The sequence below is a fragment of the Paenibacillus sp. NAIST15-1 genome (genome assembly GCF_001894745.1).
Lineage (GTDB): Bacteria > Bacillota > Bacilli > Paenibacillales > Paenibacillaceae > Paenibacillus_B > Paenibacillus_B suaedae.
The window spans coordinates 365,897-386,378 of the sequence record NZ_BBYF01000001.1 but is presented as its reverse complement, the minus strand read 5'-3'; the positions used below and the strand labels follow the sequence as shown (position 1 = coordinate 386,378).

The following is a 20,482-nucleotide window of genomic DNA, read 5'->3' as shown; positions in this document are numbered from 1 at the left end:
ATATTTCACAACTAAAATATGAGGATTATCATAGGAAAATAAGAAAGGGTACATGTTTTGATATAAGAAATAGCCGATTTCAACATAATTACTTACCAAATTAATCCTCTGCATTTGTGTCTGCGTACTTCAAGCATTTGAGTGGAATTTGATAAAAAATAGAAATAGAGAGGGTATTATCTATTTCTGAGAGGTTTCCCTTACTCCAGCAAGCCGGTAAACATATTCCCCAGCATGTATAAGTATTCCCTTTTGTATTTTCTTCACTCTTTGTTCCCCAATCCAGTTTTGCCCTCAATTACGTTCAACCTTAGGGAATAAGAACAACTTCCCCAACGCATGATAGTGATATCGTCTAGTAGGCAACCAATCCCCATGTGTGCTTTTATTTCATGATTGAAAGGATGTGTGTTCAATATCAATAAATAAATGATAGAGAAGATGAATTGATGTATATATAAAAATACTATTTACCGCATTTATATTCACTATTTCACCCTGGAAATGCTTTTACCTATAGAAGCGAAAAACCTTTAAAGCCTTCATCGAATTGTTGGAAAAAGCTTTAAAGTATTTGCTAACAAGATTCTGGAAAATGACGAAAAAACCTTATGTGACAAGGTGTTGAATCGAATTGACAGAACAAAAAAATGAGGCGTATACTGACGGTGCAAGTTAATCGATTAACAAAACTATATAAATAATTTCATATGATCAAGGGGTGAGCTCGAAGCGTTTCAATTGCATTCCTATAGTTTCAATTCATACCTTATTCATTGATTTGAATAATTTAGGAAGATTGAAAAGGTTAGACAACTGAGAGAAAGAAGGATAGATCAATGGCCAATTCAAAAAAGTTGACGCTATTCGGGTTAATTGGGATTACGATGGCGTTCTTCGGTACTGTTCGTAGTGTGCCGACACTTGCCGCCACCGGCTGGACTCAAATCTTTTATATGTTGGTTGCAGCCGTATTGTTCGCCTTGCCAATCGCGTTGATGTCAGCCGAGCTGTCAACAGGGTTCCCTGAAGAGGGCGGACCGCAAGTATGGGTTAAAAACGCTTTAGGCGAGAAATGGGGCTTCGTTACCTCATGGCTCTTATGGGTACAAATGTTCTTCGGGATGGTAATGGTCGCATCCACAGTAGGGGTTCTATTCGGATACGTCATTAATGTTCCCGATTTATCATCAAACAATTACTTCATATTCGCAGTTATCCTGATTTCATATTGGGGCGTTACATTATTGAACTTGAAGTTCGATATGGTCAAAATTGCAGGTAACTGGGGCGCAATTATCGGGGTATATATCCCATTCGTTATTCTCGTAATCCTGGGTCTTATGTATATGTTCAAAAATGGCATTAACCCACAAGGTTACTTGGCTGACTTCAAAGCAAGCAACTTGCTGCCGAATCTAAGCGATTTGGGAAGCTTGGCATTCTTGTCCGGTATCATCTTTATCTTCGCTGGTGTAGAGATCTCCTCTGTACATGCGAATAACATCGAAAATCCGAAACGCAACTATCCGATTGCAGTTATCGCTTCCGTTATCCTGCTGGTTATTTTCAACCTGATTGCAGGTCTTACTGTAGCAAACGGTGTTCCAATGGGGAAAATGGAACTTGCGAACATTACGCAGCCTTACCTGATCTTCTGTGAAGACTTAGGCATTCCATCAATTTTCGTTAATATTATATCGGCAATGATTTTGATCGGTGTACTTGTTCAGCTTAGTGCATGGGTACTTGGACCAAGTAAATCGATGATCAAGGTCGCAGAAGATGGTAACTTGCCGCCATTCTTCCAAAAGAGAAATGGAAAAGGTATTCCAATTTCGTTCGTATTGATCCAAGCGATTGTTATCTCGTTAGTTTCCGTTCTTTATATCGTAGTACCTGACGTAAACAGTGCGTTCTTGATTATCACAATTACAACGACAATTCTCTATTGTCTCGTATATGCTTTTATCGCAATTTCAGCAATTCGTCTTCGTTACAAAATGCCTGAAGTCGAGAGACCATTCCGACTTGGCAGCAAAGGCAATGGCTTGATGTGGTTCGTAGCTTTGCTGGCCTTGTTGAGCGTAGGCATTACATTGGTTGTTAGCTTGATTCCACCATCTATTCTCGAACCAAGCCAAACAACGGGTTATATCATTTATCAAGTAGGCGCAACAATTGTTATGGTGGGCATCGCCCTTATCATATATAAATTCAAGAAGCCAAGCTGGAAAAAGAGTGAATAGTTTCACAAATTAAGTGCTTCATCAATTCGTTTCATCACATTCAATTCATTTATACATCACGGGAGGAATAGAACATGAACTATCAAATTCCGGAAATTAACCTGAAAGCATTATTCCTTGGTTCTAAAGGCGAAAACGTTAATCTCTTCAAAGAAGTATTGAATAAAATTGTGGACGAGCATGTTGGCTGGAGACAAAACTATCAACCGCAAGATTTGCCAGTCATCTCTCCTTTCGATAAGAGCTCTGAGAGCTTCCAAAATACTGCAGACCATATGCGCAGCGTATTCGATCAATTGTCTTCCAAGCTTCGTTCCGAATCCTTGCCTTGGCATACAGCAGGACGCTTCTGGGGTCATATGAACTCTGAAACATTGATGCCTGCGATTATCGCTTATACAGCAGCAATGCTATGGAACGGTAACAACGTAGCTTATGAATCTTCTCCGGGTACATCCCAAATGGAAGAAGAAGTTGGACATGAATTGTGCAAAATGATGAGCTATCGCGAAGGACATAGCTGGGGTCACATCTGTGCCGATGGTTCCATCGCGAACTTGGAAGGTCTCTGGTATGCACGTAACATCAAATCCTTGCCGCTTGCGATTAAAGAAGTTGCACCTGAGCATGTAGAAGGCAAATCCGAATGGGAATTGCTCAACATGCCTACGAATGAAATTATGGACATTTTGGACAAAGTTCAAGACAAATTGGATGATATTAAAGCAAAATCCGCACGCAGCGGCCGTTATTTAGACAAGCTTGGTAAATGGTTGATTCCACAAACAAAACACTATTCCTGGTTGAAAGCAGCCGACATTATCGGTATCGGCTTGGATGCTGTTGAAGCAATCGATGTAGACAGCAGCTATCACATGGATATTGAGAAGCTGGAAACACGCATTCGTGAACTGGCAGCAGAAAATACGCCAGTCCTTGGGGTTGTTGGCGTAGTCGGCAGTACAGAAGAAGGTCAAATCGACCATATTCATAAAATGGTTGCTCTTCGTGAAAAATTGGCGAAGGAAGGCATTTACTTCTATATCCATGTCGATGCAGCTTACGGCGGATATGCACGTTCCATCTTCTTGGATGAAAACGATCAATTCATCGAATATAACAAAATCAATGAAGTATTCAAGAAACACAATGTCTTCACAGATATGAGCTTGAAGGACGAATGGCTTACTGAAGATGTTTATGAAGCCTTCAAAGCAATGAGCCAAGTTGAATCCATTACAATTGACCCGCACAAAATGGGCTATATCCCTTACTCTGCAGGTGCAATCGTTATTCAAGATATCAGAATGCGCGACGCGATCTCTTATTTCGCAACATACGTATTCGAGAAGGGTGCAGATATCCCAGCATTGCTCGGCGCGTACATTCTCGAAGGTTCCAAAGCAGGTGCAACAGCAGCAGCTGTATGGACAGCACACAAAGTATTGCCGCTTAACGTTACAGGCTTTGGTAAATTGATGGGCGCAAGCATCGAAGGTGCTTATCGCTTCTACAACTTCTTGAAGGAAAGAACATTCAACGTTAATGGCAAAGTGATTAAACTTCATCCATTGACTAAACCAGACTTCAACATGGTTGACTATGTATTTAACGAAGAAGGCAACACAGACTTGGAAAAAATGAACAAATTGAACCATGAATTCTTCAATTACGCTTCCTATGTGAAGGGCGGATTGTATAACAACGAATTCATCACTTCTCATACAGACTTTGCAATTCCTGACTATGGCAACAGCCCATTGGAATTCGTCAACAGCCTTGGATTCAGCAGACCAGAATGGGATCGTGTTGAAAAAGTTACAATCCTTCGTGCTTGTGCCTTGTCTCCATATGCTCATGACAAAGACGTATTCGAAGAATATGCGCTTAAGATTGAGAAAGCTATTCAAGACAAGCTGGAAAAAATCTACTTGTACGAAATGTAAGTTTCAAATTAATAAAATGGAATGCGTAACAATCTTCGGTTGTTGCGCATTCCTCTTTATCCAAGGAGTGCTGGATATGACAAACATCAAAAAGGTATTAACGGTTGCAGGTTCGGACTCTAGCGGCGGCGCTGGACTACAAGCGGATCTGAAAACGTTTGAAGAATACGGAACATTTGGCTTCTCTTCCATAACTTCCATCGTTACGATGGATCCGGATAACAACTGGCATCATGCCGTATATCCGATTGATCCTGAACTTGTTCGCAATCAGATTAAAACCGTATTATCTGGGGGCAAACTAGATGCGATGAAGACAGGCATGCTCGGTTCCATTCCTGTGATCGAACTGCTTAGAGAGGTTATTGACCAGCACGACATCACGAATGTCGTCATCGACCCTGTTATGGTGTGCAAAGGCGAGGATGAAGTTGTTCAACCGGAAAACGGTGAAGCCATTCGAGAGCTTCTGCTTCCTAGAGCAACGGTTGTGACGCCCAATTTATTCGAAGCGGGACAGCTTGCGGGAATTCGCAAAGTTAGCACGCTAGAGGATATGAAGGAAGCTGCAACCAAGATTCATGAGCTTGGAGCACAGCACGTAGTCATTAAGGGTGGCAAGACATTGGAAGATCAGAAGGCTATTGATCTGCTGTTCGATGGTCAATCATTCACATTGTTCGAAGCAGAGAAGCTGGATACGAACCATAATCATGGTGCAGGGTGTACATTTGCGGCGGCTATCGCTGCTGGTCTTGCGAAGGGGATGTCGGTCAGGGATGCAGTAGCTACAGCGAAGCAATTCGTTACAGCAGGCATTGGAGGCGGATTCGCGCTTAATCAATTTGTAGGACCTGTATGGCATGGTGCGTACAATAAGGCTGAACAACGCATGAATGGCTAAACACAGCAGGTATATGTCCAATCTATAGACCCCATTTGCGAGCGCAGCATTGCAATAGTTGGTCATGAAGGAGTTCGGCTTATATGAAGAAAGAAGAGGTTACACTGAAAGAAAGCCTATTTCTTTTAGTTGTTTTATTAGCCATTATAGGAGCTTGTATTATCGGCTTAAGCATGGATCCACAAATTCCGATACTATTCTCCTTGGGGATTATTATCGTCTTCGCTAAAATAAAGGGCATATCTTGGGATCGCGTTCACAAAGGAATATCGAACGGCATTACACCCGGATTAATCCCTATTCTCATCTTTATGCTAATTGGAGCCTTAATCAGCGTGTGGATTGCAGCAGGAACAATTCCGACGATTATGGTTTATGGCTTTGGCATCTTGTCCGCTAAATATTTTTTGCCTTCTGTTTTTATCATTTGTGCAGTCGTTGGTATTACAGTAGGGAGCTCATTCACTACGATCTCAACTGTAGGTATTGCCTTCTTCGGAATGGGACAGATTATGGGATACCATCCCGCCATTACGACCGGGGCAATCATTTCAGGTGCATTCTTAGGAAACAACGTCTCGCCTTTATCGGATACAACGAACCTGTCCTCAGCCATTGGTGAGGTTGACTTGTTCGAACATATCCGTTATATGCTGCGAGTTGTTATTCCCGCCTTCCTGATTTCGCTTTTGTTCTTTGGAATTGTAGGTCACGCGAAGGTGCTGACGACAGGCGAACAAATCAATGAACTTGTTCAGACTTTGAATTCGTCATTTACCGTATCTGCATGGACCTTGATTCCGGTATTGGTACTCTTCTTATGTGCATGGCGCAAGATTCCGGCCATCCCGACTTTGCTGCTAAGCATTGTCTTTACCATCGGAGTTCTGTTTATTTATCACCCAGAAACAAGCTTGGCAAGCCTATCTAAGCTGATGCAGGATGGTTATGTTGCGCACACAGGCGTTGAGAGCGTGGACAAGCTGTTGTCTCGCGGCGGTATCCAGAGCATGATGTGGTCTGTTTCCCTTATTTTGCTTGCATTATCATTAGGCGGGCTGTTGGTAGAATTGAACATCATCAAAACGATTATTTCTCGCATCTCTTCATTTGTTAGCACAAAAGGAAAGCTGATTCTGATGACGGCGCTTAGCTCGATGGGGATTAACCTTCTCCTTGGAGAGCAGTACTTGTCCATTATTTTACCGGGAGAAGCGTTCAAGTCTCAGTATGATGCGATTGATGTGGGACGCAAGGAAATGACGAGAATACTCGCCAATGGCGGAGCAGCTTTTAATGCGCTCATTCCTTGGGGCGTCAGTGGGGTATTTATTACAGGGACACTCGGCGTATCGACACTTGAATATTTGCCGTTCGCGATTTTCTGTATTGTTGCACCGCTTCTCAACATTTTGTACGGTTTCTTGGGAAAATCTACGAAAGCTTCCAAAGCTTCCAAAGCAGCATAATCGCAAACGATAAGAAGAAAAGTTGGTGCATAGAGCCAGCTTTTTTTCTATGGAAGGTGCTGCTCTTCTTATGAAATATGTGGTATTAATTACTAATGAAAAATAATGCTATAATATGTTATACCTATTTCAGATACTTGGAGAAAAAAATCACATAACTGGATATGTCATATGAATGACCTTCTAATCCCACCTTCAACATGATGAGATTGGAAATCAGCCAGTCAGTACTCAAGGAGGTAAACATATGTTAATAGAAGAGCTGCAGGGGAAAGCGTTAGATGAATTTTTCCAAGGGATTTTATCTTTGGAGACGATTGAAGAGTGCTATGCTTTCTTTGATGATTTGTGCACAGTAAATGAAATTAAGACGATGGTTCAGCGTTTTCAGGTTGCGAAGATGCTGCACAACCATAACACATACAGTGAGATTGAAGCTGAGGCGAATGCAAGCACGGCTACCATTTCCCGCGTTAAGCGATCCTTGAATCATGGCAACCACAGCTATGAATTCGTATTCGCACGTATGAAAGAACAATCAGAGAACAATCCAGAGAAGTAAGTTTCCAATCTTCAGACTTTGCGTACGATGTATCTGCGATCTGCGTACAATGAATACCTCTCCATGCAAGCTTATGCACCTAGAAGGAAAATCAGCCTTCAAATCAATTCATTCTTTGTGATACGATACAATTTTCATACCATTAGGGAGAAGGAGGGGGACTAAGCTTCGCTGCATCATTACAAGATAAGCGAAATGCTCAAGTCGCCCCTTATCATGCATGTTACTCCTCAACAAGCTCCTTGAATGATTTCACCTTGCCATGCGCATGCGGTGTTTGCTTGCGGATTTTATCGGCGTTTTCCCGGCGATGTTTTGGAATGGACATGGATGATAGCCTCCTCTTGAAATGAGCCCAATAAGGCATAGTAAGTTTGCGGCTGGATAGATGCAAGCATCTGTCTAGCCGTGCTGCACTCGGTTCAATTGTGAACCGAATGTGTTGTTAATATGAGCTGGATTCATAGCGACTATCCCCGCCAATGTTAGGGGGAGAGGGGTTATGGATTCTTTTGACATGGAATTGGGTGTTGTGATATCTTTTATTTAGACATTTATCTAAATGTCTAATGGGTTCTAATTCTGTGGCCGGGGGGATTCCAATTGAATAAATCAGCTTGGAAATGGATGATGGCAGCATGTTTGCTGCTCGGGAGCGCAGTCCCAACTGCATTTGCGGAGGAGACGAAGCAGGAAGCGGCATCAGAAAAGAAGGAAACTGCTAGCATGGTGCAACTGCGGCAAGCGGCGAACGCAATTGGAGCTTATGTAAAGTGGGATCAGAGTACGAAAGAAGCAACGGTTACTTATGGGGATCGTGTATGGATCGTACGCAGCGGGTCTGTTGAATCGACGATTAGCGGCCAACCGTTGAAGCTGACTGCGGCACCTAGAGTGGAGCAAGGAATTCTGGTTGTACCTTGGAACGATCTGTGTGAAGCCCTGCACATTCAAGCGAAGTGGGTAAATGGGAAAGTGGAAGCAGAGACGTCGGACTGGAAGACGCGTGCGTCTCAATTTGTCATGCAATTCGCAGCAGCCGCTGACCGTCCGGAAGCGGTGGAGCAGATCCAATCTTCTCTGACTCCGGCACTCAAGAAAGCGGGTCACGTGTACCCGATCGGCATGTTTGCCAAGCAAATTACGACGATGTTCGGACATCCAACCCAATTGATCCAAGTCACGCAAACTGAAAATGATGTGCATCGTAATGCTGCCGTCTCATTTAAGACTGATAAAGGCTCGGTATTATCCGTGGTACTCCGTTATGCTAAGGACGGCTTGGTGGATGATATGTATTTCAATTTCGTACCCCAAGGTCAATATCAAGCCCCATCCTATGATGATAAGGATGCTTATAGAGAAGAGTCGATCGTAATCGGAGAAGGGGAATTCAAGCTGCCGGGCACACTGACAGTGCCAGCGTCAGGAGACGGGAATTATCCGGTTCTGGTGCTTGTACATGGATCGGGTGCGAATGATCGAGATGAATCGATCGGCAGCAGCAAGATGTTCCGTGACCTGTCCGTCGGCCTTGCCAAGCAAGGGATTGCAACGATTCGTTATGAGAAGCGGACGCGTGAATATTCGTATCAGTCCACCGCAGTTCCACGCTTTACGGTGAAGGAAGAGACGATAGATGATGCCCTTCATGCGGTTGCTTGGGCGGCCCAAGACAAGCGGCTGAACAAGCAGCAGATCTTTGTGCTTGGCCACAGTCAAGGCGGAATGCTCGTGCCTAGAATTCTTGCTCAGGATACTGCTAAGGCAATTCGGGGAGCTGTAGTTGCAGCAGGGCCATCTGGCCCGCTTGAGGATCTCATGCTGACGCAATTCGAAGGCCAATTGGCTCGTGCAAAGGAGTCGAAGCTTCCAGAGCAGGCAATTGCTCAATTGGAAGCACAAGTAGCAGCATGGAAGCAGTCCCTTCAAATCATAAAAAATAAAGAATATACAGTCGACAACTACCCGGCAAATTTGCCAATCGGCACACCTTCTTGGTGGTTTGATTTCCGCGATTATTATGGCGGAGACATTGCGAAGACTCAGCAAGTTCCGATGTTCCTCATCCAAGGGGACAATGATGTCCAAGTGGGCAAGGAGCATTTAGACGGCTGGAAGAAGGCGCTGTCGGCTCGTACCAATGTCGCATACAAGCTGTATCCGAAGCTGAACCATGTTTTTGTACCGTATGATAAACCATCGACCGGAGAAGAATATATGCTGCCGGGCAACGTACCGCTTGATGTTATTACTGACATGGCGAAATGGATAAAAACTCAATCCTAATGATATCGTTGCCGTTATACACGTCAATATAGCATTAGCTTATAACCAAGAGCGTGATAGTCTAGATAGCTAGGCTATGCGCTCTTTGTGATTTTTGAGTGGAATGATTTATGCGTTATAATGGATAAATAGTCAAAGGGGGGCTGGTCATGCGACGTACGAAAAAACCGCGAAAACGCAGAATCGGGCTTCTGATCTTCCTTGTTCTCATTATTTTGGTTCCCTACATATTGGTGAACAGCACACCTGCATTAACGGCGCTGTTTGTAAGAAAACTATTTGAGACTCCAATCGCGACCCAGCCAGCAGGGTATGCTTCGTATAGCAGCCAAGTGCAGGTTCAGCATGATTTGACCTATCCATCAAGGTATAAGGACAACCGATTCGATATATACTTGCCACAATCATCAAGCGCCGAAGGAGCGAAATCATACCCGACTATTATCTGGGTGCATGGAGGCGCGTATGTTGGAGGGGATAAGAAGGATCTTGCGATTTTTTCCACCATGTTAGCAAGTCAAGGTTATGTGGTATTGGCGATGAATTATGAGCGCGCACCAGAAGCCAAATATCCTACGCCTCTTTTGCAACTGGATGAATGTTATCAATATGTGAAGGCAAATCCAGATCGCTTCCCGATTGATACAAATCGGCTATTCTTTGCTGGAGATTCAGCAGGAGCACAGATTGCCAGCAACTATACAGCTATTCAGACGAACTCAGATTTGGCACGTCAAATGGGTATGGAGCAAGCAGTGCCACGAGACACGATAAAGGGAATGCTGCTGTATTGCGGCCCATTCGATCTTCAACTGTTCCACAGTACGAAGTATTCACTGCCTGTGCAATTTTTCTTGAATCAAGTAGCTTGGAGCTACATCGGAGAGAAGAATTGGCATGAAGTGGAGAAGGTGAAGTTAGCTTCGGTTGTGAACTTTGTGACGAAGGATTATCCACCAACCTTTATTACCGATGGCAACAAAAATTCATTTGAGGAGCACGGAAGAGAGCTGGCTGCAAGGCTGGAGGCAGTGAATGTCCCGGTTCATTCGCTCTTTTTCGAGCAGAATGAGGCGATTACCGAGCATGAGTTTCAATTTAAGTTAGATACCGAGTCTGGAATGAAGGCATTGGAGCAATCTTTGTCATTTTTGAGGCAGTACGCAAGCAAATAAAAAACAGGAGCCAATATGCACAAAATAAGACAAAGCATACTGCGCTCCTGTTGGTTATATATTAATTTTTCAACAGTGGAGTCCATAATTTATACAGGTCAGCAAATCCAAATGAATCATATTGAACATGCTGCAGCATCGGATGAATGGGGCGCACGTGCTGCGGATGATGCATGAAACCAATGCAGGCTTCATCAACTACGTATTGGACGATGCGATCAATTCGACTTTCTCTCTCCTCCGCATTTTCATGCTGGAACAAAACGAATTGGGAATCAATCCATTCGAGCTGTTCATCGCTCAAATAACGACGGAAAGCCAATGCATCGCTACGGAAAGCAGCAAGCACTGACAGATGCGGATCCAGTGATGATACCTCACCGGACAGGATGATATCCATGTGCGGATCGTTCGTCGAATCATGGACATCGTTAAAGGAGTAGGGATGAAGTTCGATATGGATCCCGATACTGAGCGCCCTTTGTTGAATCCATTCTGCTTCCTCCCATGCCTCTGGGATATCCAGCATATATAGCCGCAGCTTTTCGCCGCTATAGGAGCTGGCGGCTAGCCATCTTTTTGCCTCAGTTAGACTTTTCCTGATCAGAGTGCTTCTCCATGGGAAAAAATGAGAGGCTGGGATAAGCCCAATTCTGCCTAACTCCTTCCACATGGTTTCCATGTCCAGCAATTCGTTCAACGCTTTCCGCAGCATGCGATTCTGCATGGTAGAAGAGTGCTTTGTATTATACATAGCAAACCGATATCCAAGTTCCGTGGGACGATCATATGCCGCATTGAAAGGAACTGTTCCAGTGCTAGGAATGTCATATTGGATAAGATGTGCCCGTTCCGGGGGCATTTGCCAACAATGAATTTCATCCATATAAGCGCGCTCGCGAAAATACGAATCAAATGCATGCAGTACAACTCGATTCTGCTGGCAGGATACAATCCGATATGGCCCTGTGCCGATAAAGAAGCTGTCCGTATTCTCACCATCTTCGGGGAGGATGATCATCGGTGTTGATGCTAGATAGCGCCCAAACAAAGGATTCGAGCGATGTAGTATAATCCGAGCCACGAGTGGCGAAGGACAATCTATAGATGCGATATCTCGGGCTAGCCAGCGATTGGGACAGGCTGAATGCATGAGCCTCTCCATGCTGAACTTGACGTCCCGACTTGTCAAAGCGCGATGGTGATGGAACCATACCTGCTTGCGCAAATATATCGTCCATGTTAGCCCCTGTTCATCGACCTCCCACCCAATAGCTAAATGAGGCACAAGCTCATTCTGATCGGCATCATAACGGAGCAGTGTATCCCCGATCAACGAGGCAAGCATTGAATCATAGGTGATCGATACGAACGCAGGATCAAGATTCGTTACCGGATAGGTCGTAATGGCATGTAACACATCCTTACCTACTGTTGTAGACTGCAGCCCAAACTGCTCTTGAATAGGCTTTTGCAAATCACCGATCCACTGCCTTGGAAAAGGAAGCTGAAGCACTTGAAGCAGCTGCTCCATGTCCTGCTGCTGAAGACAGAGCTGAATGAAATCAAGCAGATCCTCATAAAAATCCGTAACGAAGCAAATCTCGGATTGATTTCCTCTGCCGCGTCCGGGAATGTAAGTACAATCATACTCAGATACCAGCTTAAGTAGCTTTCGTCTAGCATTTTTCCGGCTGCAATGCCATACATTCTCCAGTTCTTGCAGCCGCAGCATTGCGGTATGCTCATGTTCACGCTCGTATAGATAGGCGCGCAATGATAAATAATCCAGTTGAAGCAATTGACTCACCTCACTAAAAGGGGACATGTAAGCAAGGATTATACCCTTTTTTCCTCTTTTTGCAAGGCTGATAATAGGGATAAAGCAATTATTATTAGTTTTCTAAACAAGAGAGAAGCAGGGAGGTATTCCTATGTTCACAACACAAAGAATCCGATTGCGCAAAATGACGGAGAAGGATGCACAGGTGTATCATAGCTGGAGAAACGATGCAAGGGTGATGGAGACAACGAATCCGCATATGGATGTATATGCTCCTGAGGATACTGATGCTTTTGTTCGCACTGTTATACTTGGATCTTCGAGTTCGAAATCGTATATCATTGGTGACGCAGACACGGATACGCCCATCGGAATCATGTCGCTCATTTCAATCGATTACAAAAATCGCAATGCGGAGCTGATTATAGATATCGGCGAACCGGATTATTGGGGGAAAGGGTACGGTCAGGAAGCATTGCAGATTTTGCTGCACTATGCCTTCAATGAGTTGAATTTGCATCGATTGTCCTTACGGGTGTTCGATTTTAACGAGAGAGCGATTAGGCTGTACTCGAAAATAGGCTTCAAGCAAGAGGGGGTTATAAAAGAGGCCTTATTCCGCAATGGAGCTTGGCACGATATTATCCAGATGGGACTGCTGCAATCCGAGTACATGAAGTAAAGTCTATAGCGAAAATATGAAAATAAAAGATATACTAGGTGAAAGTGATAACTTTCACTTTTAACATTACAAATATATGCTACTCTTATCTATGTACGGTACATCTTCCGCATGCGCAGCGGACAACCAGTATATACAGACGAGGGGTATAACAACATGAAGAGCATTCGTAAGGCTGGAACTTGGCTGCTCATTTTATGTCTTATTGTAATGGTAGCAGCTTGTGGCAATGGAAGTGGCAAGGAATCGCAAGGAGCCGCACAGCAGGAACAAGGCAAGACCATTACATCTGTCGGGGAAGGTGATGGCAAGCACGGTGCGATCAAGGTAGAGGTTACATTCGACAATAATGAAATTACGGATATTAAGGTACTCGAACAGAAGGAGAACGAAGTTCTGGCCGAGCCTGTATATAAACAGCTGAAAGAAAATATGATCAGCACCAATACGGCTGAAGTAGATGCAATCAGCGGCTCCAGCATGACGAGCCATGGCTTCATTGATGCAGTCCAAGATGCTGTATCTAAAGCAGGAATTACGCTCATCGCGAAGAAGGCCGATTCCTCCAATAAATCTGAGGAGCCTGCGGAACAAACCTATGACATCGTTGTGGTTGGTGCAGGCGGAGCGGGATTCAGTGCGGCAATTGAAGCGAAGAAGGCAGGGGCTACTGTCGTTCTGTTGGAGAAGATGCCAACCGTTGGCGGTAACACATTGATTTCCGGTGGGGAAATGAACGCAGCGAACACATGGGTTCAACAGAAACTTGGCATTAAAGATGATGTCGAATTATTTATTAAGGATACGCTGAAGGGCGGCGACAACGTCGGTGATCCAGAGATGGTGCGCACGATGGCTGAGAATGCGACCCAAGCAGCAGAATGGCTGAAGGATGAGATCAAGGTTGAATTTTTGCCGGATCATCTTTTCCAGTTCGGTGGACACTCCGTGAAGCGCGCGCTTATTCCACAGGGACATACAGGGGCAGAGCTGATTACGAAGCTGAAGAAGCATTTGGATGGGGCTGGCATTCCGCTGAAGACAGATACGAAAGTGGAAAAGCTGCTCACAGACAACTCTGGCAAAGTAATCGGCGTAGAAGCAACAGGCGCTAAAGGAAGCAAGCTGACATTCCATGCGAATAAGGGCGTTATCATTGCATCCGGCGGCTTTGGCTCCAATGTAGAAATGCGTAAGAAATATAATCCAGAGTATGACGAGAAATACATGACAACAGATGCTCCTGGCTCTACAGGTGACGGTATCGTGATGGCTCAGGATGTAGGGGCAGCATTAACGAACATGGAGAGCATTCAAACGTATCCGGTCTGCGATCCAGTAACAGGTGTTATTTCGCTCGTAGCGGACAGCCGTTTCGATGGCGCAATCCTTGTAAACCAAAGCGGTAAGCGGTTTGTTGAAGAGCTTGAACGCCGCGACGTAATTTCAAAGGCAATTTTGGCACAAGAGGGAAAATACGCTTACCAACTGTGGAACGAAGATATTGCGAATATTAGCAAAACGCACGAGGTGCACAAGGACGAATACGACGCACTCGTGAAAGAGGGCATGCTGTATAAAGCGGACACGCTTGAAGACGCTGCAAAGTTCTTCAACATCGATCCGGCTGCATTGAAGGCAACAATTGAGCGGGTCAACGGCTTCGCAAAAGCAGGAGATGATAAGGACTTCCATCATCGTGCTGGCCTGAAGGACATGAGCAAGGGCCCTTATTATATTGAAAAAGCAGTTCCATCCGTTCACCATACGATGGGTGGCGTGGTGATCAACAAGACGACTCAAGTATTGAATGAGAAGGGACAACCGATCCCAGGCTTGTTCGCAGCAGGTGAAGTAACAGGTGTCATCCACGGCAAGAACCGTCTCGGCGGCAACGCGGTTGCGGACGCCATTACATTCGGCCGTATTGCAGGACAACAGTCTGTGAAGTAAAGTTAGGCAGATGTGATTATAGTGAAGCCTGATTAACAAGCTAATCATAGTAAATGGAAGTAGACCGCAGCTTAGCTGCGGTCTTTTCTTGTAGAGAATATTTTCCCAATCACCTATAATGGGAGGATGGCATCATGTATAACCATATTTTTCTTACAAAGGAGACATCGACATAATGGGATTTGCATCACTCTTTGCAAGACCGCATCTAGCAGAATGCGTGCCTGACCTCGTAGCAACGGCAAGAGGAGATAAGAAAGCGACGCTTGTCATTCAGCATGCCAAGCTGGTCAATGTGACTTCTGGAGAAATATTGGACGATATGTCCATCGGTGTACAAGGTTCAAGGATTGCATTTGTAGGCAAGGATGCAAGTCATCTTATAGGAGACACGACGAAAGTTATTGATGCACAGGGCCGTTATGTATCGCCCGGACTGCTTGACGGGCATTGCCATATTGAGAGCAGCCAGATTACGCCAACGCAATTTGCAAGAGCTGTATTGCCCAAAGGGACGACAGGCGGCTTTTTCGACGCGCATGAGATTACGAACGTTCTTGGACTTCCGGGATTGAAGCTTATGCTCGATGAAGCGAGAACGACTCCACTCGCCGCTTACATGCAGGTCGCTTCCTGCGTGCCTTCTACCGGCCCAGAGCTGGAGACGGCAGGCGCTTCGATTGGACCGGCCGAGGTAGCGGAAGCCTTTACGTGGGGCCCGGACATGATTGCCCTTGGCGAAGTCATGAACTTCCCGGGCGTCGTATTCGGCGATGACAAAATGATTGGGGAAATTCAAGCTGCCTTGCGCGCAGGCAGAGTAGCTGATGGACACTATACATGGCCTGTTCAAGACTGGCGATTGCCAGCATATGCCGCCAGCGGGATTACCGGTTGCCATGAAAGCGTGAATGCGGAGGATGTCATCGCACGCGTGCGGCTAGGCATGTATGCGAAAATGAGACGCGGTTCCGCATGGCATGACGTTGCGGAATCAATCAAGGCCCATACTGAGCACAATATCGACACGCGCCGCATGATACTCGTCACCGACGATCGGAGTCCAGAGTCGCTAGTAGATGAAGGACATATGGATTTCGTTGTACGCCATGCGATTGCGCAGGGAGTGCGTCCTGTGACGGCATTCCAGATGGCAACCATTAATACGGCAGAACGATTTGGAGTGGCGCGGGATGTAGGTTCGATTACACCGGGTTCGTTCGCGGACATGATTATGCTGGACGGTCATATTTCCGACGTGAATGTAATCATGACGATTGCTGCCGGACAAGTAGTCGCCGAGCATGGTCAAATGGTCGTCGAACTTCCAGAGTTCCATTATCCCGAATCAGCGATTCGATCCGTACACTTGGCTCGTCCGGTAAAGGCAGAAGACTTCGTGATTCAAGCGCCGATTACGGGCGGTGTTGCAACTGCTCGTTCGATTCAAGTGAGGGAGAATCATGTGGACACGAAGGAAGTGCTTGTGTCTGTGCAGGTTGAAGACGGAATCGCATCATTACGAGATCAAGCGGATTTATGTAAATTAGCCGTGATCGAGCGCCACCGTGGTACGGGCAAGCAGGCAGTAGGCTTCGTATCCGGTGTAGGGTTCCAGGAACCGGCTGCGTTGGCTTCGACGGTGGCACATGATTGTCATAACGTCATGGTCATCGGCAACTCCGACGAGCTTATGGCGAAAGCAGCGAATGTCGTTGCCGATATGCAGGGCGGTATCGCGCTCGTTACCGAGACGGAAATCGTAACTTTGCCGTTGCCCGTTGCTGGCCTTATGTCGAATGCGCCGTTCGAGCAAGTGGCGGAACAGTCAAAGGCAGTTAGCGAAGCCTTGAACAAGGCAGGCTGCACGATGAACTATGCGTTCATGACCTTATCGCTGCTTGCGCTTGTTGTCGTTCCCGAGCTCCGTCTGTCGGATATCGGTCTCATCAAAACGACGGAACAAGGTTTTGTTCAGGTGCCATTGTTCGTGGAGCAATAAAATTAGCATTCATCTTTATATACAGTCATTTCAGTCAGGCGTCTTTCCAAGCGGAAAGCGCCTTTTTTATATAATCTTTTCTTATGAATTAGCGAATTAGAAAGGTGGAAACTGCATGTAGAGGCACTTGCAGCTGCTCCTACTATCGTCCAATTATTCTTGCATAAGTTACAGGCGTGGGCTGATAAGGATAGAGCGGAATTTACAAAAAAATTACACCGCAAATTTTACACTGGATAAAAACAAGGCATGGAAGTTCGGGCAAATTGATTAAGGCGTGGGCATGAGGAGGATAAAGAAACGGAATGTCTTACGCTAACAACCAATGCTGTAACGGTGGGGATCGTAGAAGGATAATCAACATGATGAAGCGAAGAGGATAGAGATACGTTTAATAGCTTACTAGTTGAGGTGCATCGTCATGACGAAACTATCCATCGGCCGCATGGCCGAGCTGAATCATACCTCTGTACAAACACTTCGGTATTATGACAAGCTCGGTCTCTTGAAGCCTGAGTTTATTGAAGAAAGCACAGGTTATCGGTATTATGCAATCAAGCAGTGCGCAAGATTGGACATGATCAACTATATGAAGTATCTGGGAATGTCCTTGGACAGCATCAAGGCATGGCTCGATCATGAAGAGGTCGAATCGATTCCTGCAATGCTGCGGAAGCAGGTGGCGCTAATTGAGCAGAAAATGAATGAACTGGAGCAGATGAGGAGAGCAGTTAACGTAAGCATCAACAATTATGAAACGTATATCCAAGCGCCAAAAGACGGATATATTGTGCTGGAGCACATTCCTGCACGCAAAATCTTTTGCTATGACAGCGGCATCAATATCTATGAGAACACGTTGGAATCCTATGAGTATATATTGCGAGAGCTGCGAACACAGGCAATTGTGAATCACCTGCCGATGGCATACTTCTGCAATGTCGGTTCAATGATACGCAAGGACAGGTTGAAGCGAGGTGAGTTCGTATCCACGGAAATATTTCTATTTGTCGATGATGACTTTGCTATGCAAGAGGGGGTTGAATGGATTCCCGAGCACGACTATTTGTGCATCTATTGCAGCAGTTTCTTCGATGAGCAGGAGTGCGCTAATAAGCTGCTCGCCTACGTTCGCGAGCTTGATTACGACATCATAGGCGATTACATTTGCGAAGTCGTAGTTGAACTGCCGGTATTTCATCATGAGGAGCGCAACATGTTCATGAAATTGCAGATTCCCGTACAAAAGGGATTGACTCTATAGTTGCTATAGAGTTTATGATGAGGACATAGGAGCTCCAAGTATTTCAGATACATTAGATTGTGAAATTAATAACAATCCATTAAGGAGGCTGTCCACATGCGAGAAAAAATCAGAGTGATTCAATATGGCTGCGGGAAAATGGGAATTTACTTTTTGAGATATTTGTATGAAAAAGGGGCTGAAATCGTTGGTGCAATCGATCTGAATCCGAACGTCGTCGGCAAGGACGTTGGCGAAGTAGCGGGACTCGGCGTGAAGCTGAACGTACCGGTTCGCTCGGATGCAGAGGAAGTTTTCAAAGAGTGTGACGCGCAGGTGTGCATTATTGCGACGACGAGCTTGCTAAGAGATACGTATGCTGCATTCGAACTTGCTGCGCGTTATGGGGTGAACGCCATCAGTACATGCGAAGAGGCCTTCTATCCATGGACGACTTCTCCGGCGCTGACGAGCCGGTTGGATCGGCTGGCGAAGGACAACAACTGCACGTTGACGGGATCCGGGTATCAGGATGTATTCTGGGGCAGCTTGATCACGACATTGGCAGGGGCAACGCATCAGATTACGAGAATCGAAGGCATGTCCAGCTACAACGTGGAAGAGTACGGCATTGCACTGGCAGAGGTTCATGGTGCGGGATTTACGCTTGCGGAATTTGAAGAGAAGATTGCAAGCAACAATGACTTGCCTTCCTTCATGCGCAATGCCAATGAGTGGCTGTGCTCGCAGTTCGGCTGGACGATCAAGTCGATGGATCAGCAGTTGATTCCGATGACGCATGACAAAGATCTGTACTCGACGACGCTCGGCAGAACGATTCCGGCCGGCGACGCGACGGGTATGTCCGCGGTTGTCACTACGGTAACCCATCAAGGATCGGTCATCGTGACAGAATGCATCGGCAAAGTATATGCGGAGGACGAAGTGGATCATAATGACTGGATCATCAAGGGTGAACCGAAGACAGAGGTTAAGATCGCGTGCCCGGCTACCGTAGAGCTTACCTGTGCAACGGTGGTCAATCGCATTCCGGATCTGCTGCAGTCACCAGCGGGCTTTTACACGACCGAGAAAATGCCTCCGGCACAATATCGCACCTATCCGCTCCATTATTACGTGAAATAATATAGATCGTGAACAAGGCAATGGCTGTAAAGCTGTTGCCTTGTTCTGTAATTATTTCCTGTATAATTTTTGGAAATTTTACAATTGTGCGATGAAAGTCATTGCATTCCGACAAGATGCAAGCTAGAATAAAATATAATACCAAAATGATTGTTTTATTTCGAAATAAAATTTCTTGGCGAGTAGGGATAGACATATGTCGATACATGATAATATTTTAATCAAAATCCGTGATATGAAGGATAGTCTCACGCCAGTAGAACGCATCGTTGCTGAGTATGTACTTGCCAACCTAGAGGAGATACCGCACTTGTCGATCAAGAACTTGGCGCAGCTGACGAAAACCAGTGATGCATCCGTGCTTCGCTTCTGCAAGACGATGGGCTATTCAGGCTACCGCAGCTTTATCGTCAGCATCTCCGCATCAATCGGATCGATGGATGACGAGCAGAAGGATCAGTATACAGACATTCAACCAGGGGATGATTTAGATACGATCATCTCTAATATTTCGCGCAACAATAGTAAATCCATCGAGGATACGCTCTGTGTCATTGACCGGAAAGAAATCGGCCGTGCCGTGCAGGTGCTGCGCGAGAGCAATCGGGTTGTGTTCTTCGGTATTGGCGCATCAGGGCTCGTTGCGATTGATGGGGAGCAGAAGTTCTCGCGCATCAACAAAATGTGCCATGCGTATACGGACGGGCATAGTCAGTTAACGGCGGCTACACTGCTCGATAAGGGCGATGTGGCGATCTTTGTCTCGAATTCAGGCGACACGATTGATATTCTGGATTCGTTGGAAATCGCCAAGAAAAATGGCGCCTGTATTATTGCGATAACGAAGTATACAAAAAGCGAGCTGGCGGATAATGCCGATATCGTGCTGAGCATATCCACGCCTGAGGTTACGATTCGCAGCGGTGCGATGGGTTCTCGTATCGCTATGCTAACGGTTATCGATATTCTTTTTGCAGGTGTCGCGAGTGCGGAATATAAGAATGTGAAGAAGTATTTGACGAAAACACATAATATTTTGGCCAGCAAGCATCGTTGATACGAAGGACAGATCAACATGG

Annotated in this window: 15 protein-coding genes; 13 read left to right on the top strand and 2 right to left on the bottom strand. The window is 45.5% G+C overall.

All coding sequences use genetic code 11. From position 1 onward, the window contains the following. Nucleotides 1-839: 839 nt before the first annotated feature. The 5 genes from tyrP (at nucleotide 840) to PBN151_RS01725 (ending at nucleotide 7,130) form a co-directional block, all read left to right on the top strand. The gene (gene tyrP, locus PBN151_RS01745) at nucleotides 840-2,249 is read left to right on the top strand and encodes a tyrosine-tyramine antiporter (RefSeq protein ID WP_021254320.1); all 1,410 of its coding nucleotides are present in this window, start codon (nucleotides 840-842) and stop codon (nucleotides 2,247-2,249) included. Between the two features lie 74 nt (nucleotides 2,250-2,323). Next, on the top strand, nucleotides 2,324-4,195 hold the full coding sequence (tdc, locus tag PBN151_RS01740) for a tyrosine decarboxylase (protein ID WP_072727398.1): 1,872 nt from the start codon (nucleotides 2,324-2,326) through the stop codon (nucleotides 4,193-4,195). A gap of 76 nt (nucleotides 4,196-4,271) precedes the next feature. Beyond that, entirely contained in the window at nucleotides 4,272-5,099 is an 828-nt protein-coding gene (gene pdxK / locus PBN151_RS01735; RefSeq protein ID WP_072727397.1) for a pyridoxine/pyridoxal/pyridoxamine kinase, read from the top strand. Nucleotides 5,100-5,182: 83 nt separating this feature from the next. Next, nucleotides 5,183-6,568: a Na+/H+ antiporter NhaC gene (gene nhaC, locus PBN151_RS01730; RefSeq protein WP_072727396.1), complete on the top strand. Its 1,386-nt coding sequence runs from the start codon at nucleotides 5,183-5,185 to the stop codon at nucleotides 6,566-6,568. Nucleotides 6,569-6,815: 247 nt separating this feature from the next. Beyond that, nucleotides 6,816-7,130 (top strand): YerC/YecD family TrpR-related protein, encoded by a 315-nt coding sequence (locus tag PBN151_RS01725; protein ID WP_065291372.1) that lies wholly within the window; start codon nucleotides 6,816-6,818, stop codon nucleotides 7,128-7,130. Nucleotides 7,131-7,353: 223 nt separating this feature from the next. On the opposite strand, the gene PBN151_RS31690 is transcribed toward PBN151_RS01725, so the two are convergent. Then, on the bottom strand, nucleotides 7,354-7,458 hold the full coding sequence (locus PBN151_RS31690; RefSeq protein WP_005543954.1) for a DUF6254 family protein: 105 nt from the start codon (nucleotides 7,456-7,458) through the stop codon (nucleotides 7,354-7,356). Between the two features lie 275 nt (nucleotides 7,459-7,733). Between PBN151_RS31690 and PBN151_RS01720 the strand changes: the two genes are divergently transcribed. Both PBN151_RS01720 and PBN151_RS01715 read left to right on the top strand, forming a co-directional pair. Further along, entirely contained in the window at nucleotides 7,734-9,419 is a 1,686-nt protein-coding gene (locus PBN151_RS01720; RefSeq protein WP_227774293.1) for an alpha/beta hydrolase family protein, read from the top strand. A 149-nt stretch (nucleotides 9,420-9,568) separates the two neighbouring features. Continuing rightward, complete coding sequence (locus tag PBN151_RS01715) at nucleotides 9,569-10,594, top strand: alpha/beta hydrolase (protein WP_072727395.1); 1,026 nt, start codon at nucleotides 9,569-9,571, stop codon at nucleotides 10,592-10,594. Between the two features lie 61 nt (nucleotides 10,595-10,655). Here the strand turns inward: PBN151_RS01715 and PBN151_RS01710 are convergent, their stop codons facing one another. Then, nucleotides 10,656-12,404, bottom strand: a complete 1,749-nt coding sequence (locus PBN151_RS01710; RefSeq protein ID WP_227774291.1) for an ABC transporter substrate-binding protein — start codon at nucleotides 12,402-12,404, stop codon at nucleotides 10,656-10,658. Nucleotides 12,405-12,528: 124 nt separating this feature from the next. Here PBN151_RS01710 and PBN151_RS01705 point away from each other — a divergent pair, with 124 nt between their 5' ends. From PBN151_RS01705 to PBN151_RS01680, 6 genes are all read left to right on the top strand, one after another. After that, nucleotides 12,529-13,059 (top strand): GNAT family N-acetyltransferase, encoded by a 531-nt coding sequence (locus tag PBN151_RS01705; RefSeq protein WP_072727393.1) that lies wholly within the window; start codon nucleotides 12,529-12,531, stop codon nucleotides 13,057-13,059. Between the two features lie 156 nt (nucleotides 13,060-13,215). Continuing rightward, nucleotides 13,216-15,012 (top strand): flavocytochrome c, encoded by a 1,797-nt coding sequence (locus PBN151_RS01700; protein WP_021254311.1) that lies wholly within the window; start codon nucleotides 13,216-13,218, stop codon nucleotides 15,010-15,012. A gap of 175 nt (nucleotides 15,013-15,187) precedes the next feature. After that, nucleotides 15,188-17,014 carry an adenine deaminase gene (locus PBN151_RS01695; protein ID WP_072727392.1) on the top strand — a complete coding sequence of 609 codons (1,827 nt, stop codon included), beginning with the start codon at nucleotides 15,188-15,190 and terminating at the stop codon, nucleotides 17,012-17,014. 421 nt (nucleotides 17,015-17,435) lie between these two features. Then, nucleotides 17,436-18,278 carry a MerR family transcriptional regulator gene (locus PBN151_RS01690; RefSeq protein ID WP_072727391.1) on the top strand — a complete coding sequence of 281 codons (843 nt, stop codon included), beginning with the start codon at nucleotides 17,436-17,438 and terminating at the stop codon, nucleotides 18,276-18,278. Between the two features lie 96 nt (nucleotides 18,279-18,374). Next, nucleotides 18,375-19,403 carry an NAD(P)H-dependent amine dehydrogenase family protein gene (locus PBN151_RS01685; RefSeq protein WP_072727390.1) on the top strand — a complete coding sequence of 343 codons (1,029 nt, stop codon included), beginning with the start codon at nucleotides 18,375-18,377 and terminating at the stop codon, nucleotides 19,401-19,403. A 196-nt stretch (nucleotides 19,404-19,599) separates the two neighbouring features. Beyond that, entirely contained in the window at nucleotides 19,600-20,460 is an 861-nt protein-coding gene (locus PBN151_RS01680; protein WP_021254307.1) for a MurR/RpiR family transcriptional regulator, read from the top strand. Nucleotides 20,461-20,482: the final 22 nt, after the last annotated feature.

Excerpts from the sequence above, each read along its gene's own strand:
- PBN151_RS01700 (WP_021254311.1), top strand. The coding sequence starts at position 13,216 with ATGAAGAGCATTCGTAAGGCTGGAACTTGGCTGCTCATTTTATGTCTT.
- tyrP (WP_021254320.1), top strand. The coding sequence starts at position 840 with ATGGCCAATTCAAAAAAGTTGACGCTATTCGGGTTAATTGGGATTACG.
- PBN151_RS01725 (WP_065291372.1), top strand. The coding sequence starts at position 6,816 with ATGTTAATAGAAGAGCTGCAGGGGAAAGCGTTAGATGAATTTTTCCAA.
- PBN151_RS01685 (WP_072727390.1), top strand. The coding sequence starts at position 18,375 with ATGCGAGAAAAAATCAGAGTGATTCAATATGGCTGCGGGAAAATGGGA.
- pdxK (WP_072727397.1), top strand. The coding sequence starts at position 4,272 with ATGACAAACATCAAAAAGGTATTAACGGTTGCAGGTTCGGACTCTAGC.
- PBN151_RS01690 (WP_072727391.1), top strand. The coding sequence starts at position 17,436 with ATGACGAAACTATCCATCGGCCGCATGGCCGAGCTGAATCATACCTCT.
- PBN151_RS01680 (WP_021254307.1), top strand. The coding sequence starts at position 19,600 with ATGTCGATACATGATAATATTTTAATCAAAATCCGTGATATGAAGGAT.
- PBN151_RS01695 (WP_072727392.1), top strand. The coding sequence starts at position 15,188 with ATGGGATTTGCATCACTCTTTGCAAGACCGCATCTAGCAGAATGCGTG.
- tdc (WP_072727398.1), top strand. The coding sequence starts at position 2,324 with ATGAACTATCAAATTCCGGAAATTAACCTGAAAGCATTATTCCTTGGT.
- nhaC (WP_072727396.1), top strand. The coding sequence starts at position 5,183 with ATGAAGAAAGAAGAGGTTACACTGAAAGAAAGCCTATTTCTTTTAGTT.
- PBN151_RS31690 (WP_005543954.1), bottom strand. The coding sequence starts at position 7,458 with ATGTCCATTCCAAAACATCGCCGGGAAAACGCCGATAAAATCCGCAAG.
- PBN151_RS01705 (WP_072727393.1), top strand. The coding sequence starts at position 12,529 with ATGTTCACAACACAAAGAATCCGATTGCGCAAAATGACGGAGAAGGAT.
- PBN151_RS01715 (WP_072727395.1), top strand. The coding sequence starts at position 9,569 with ATGCGACGTACGAAAAAACCGCGAAAACGCAGAATCGGGCTTCTGATC.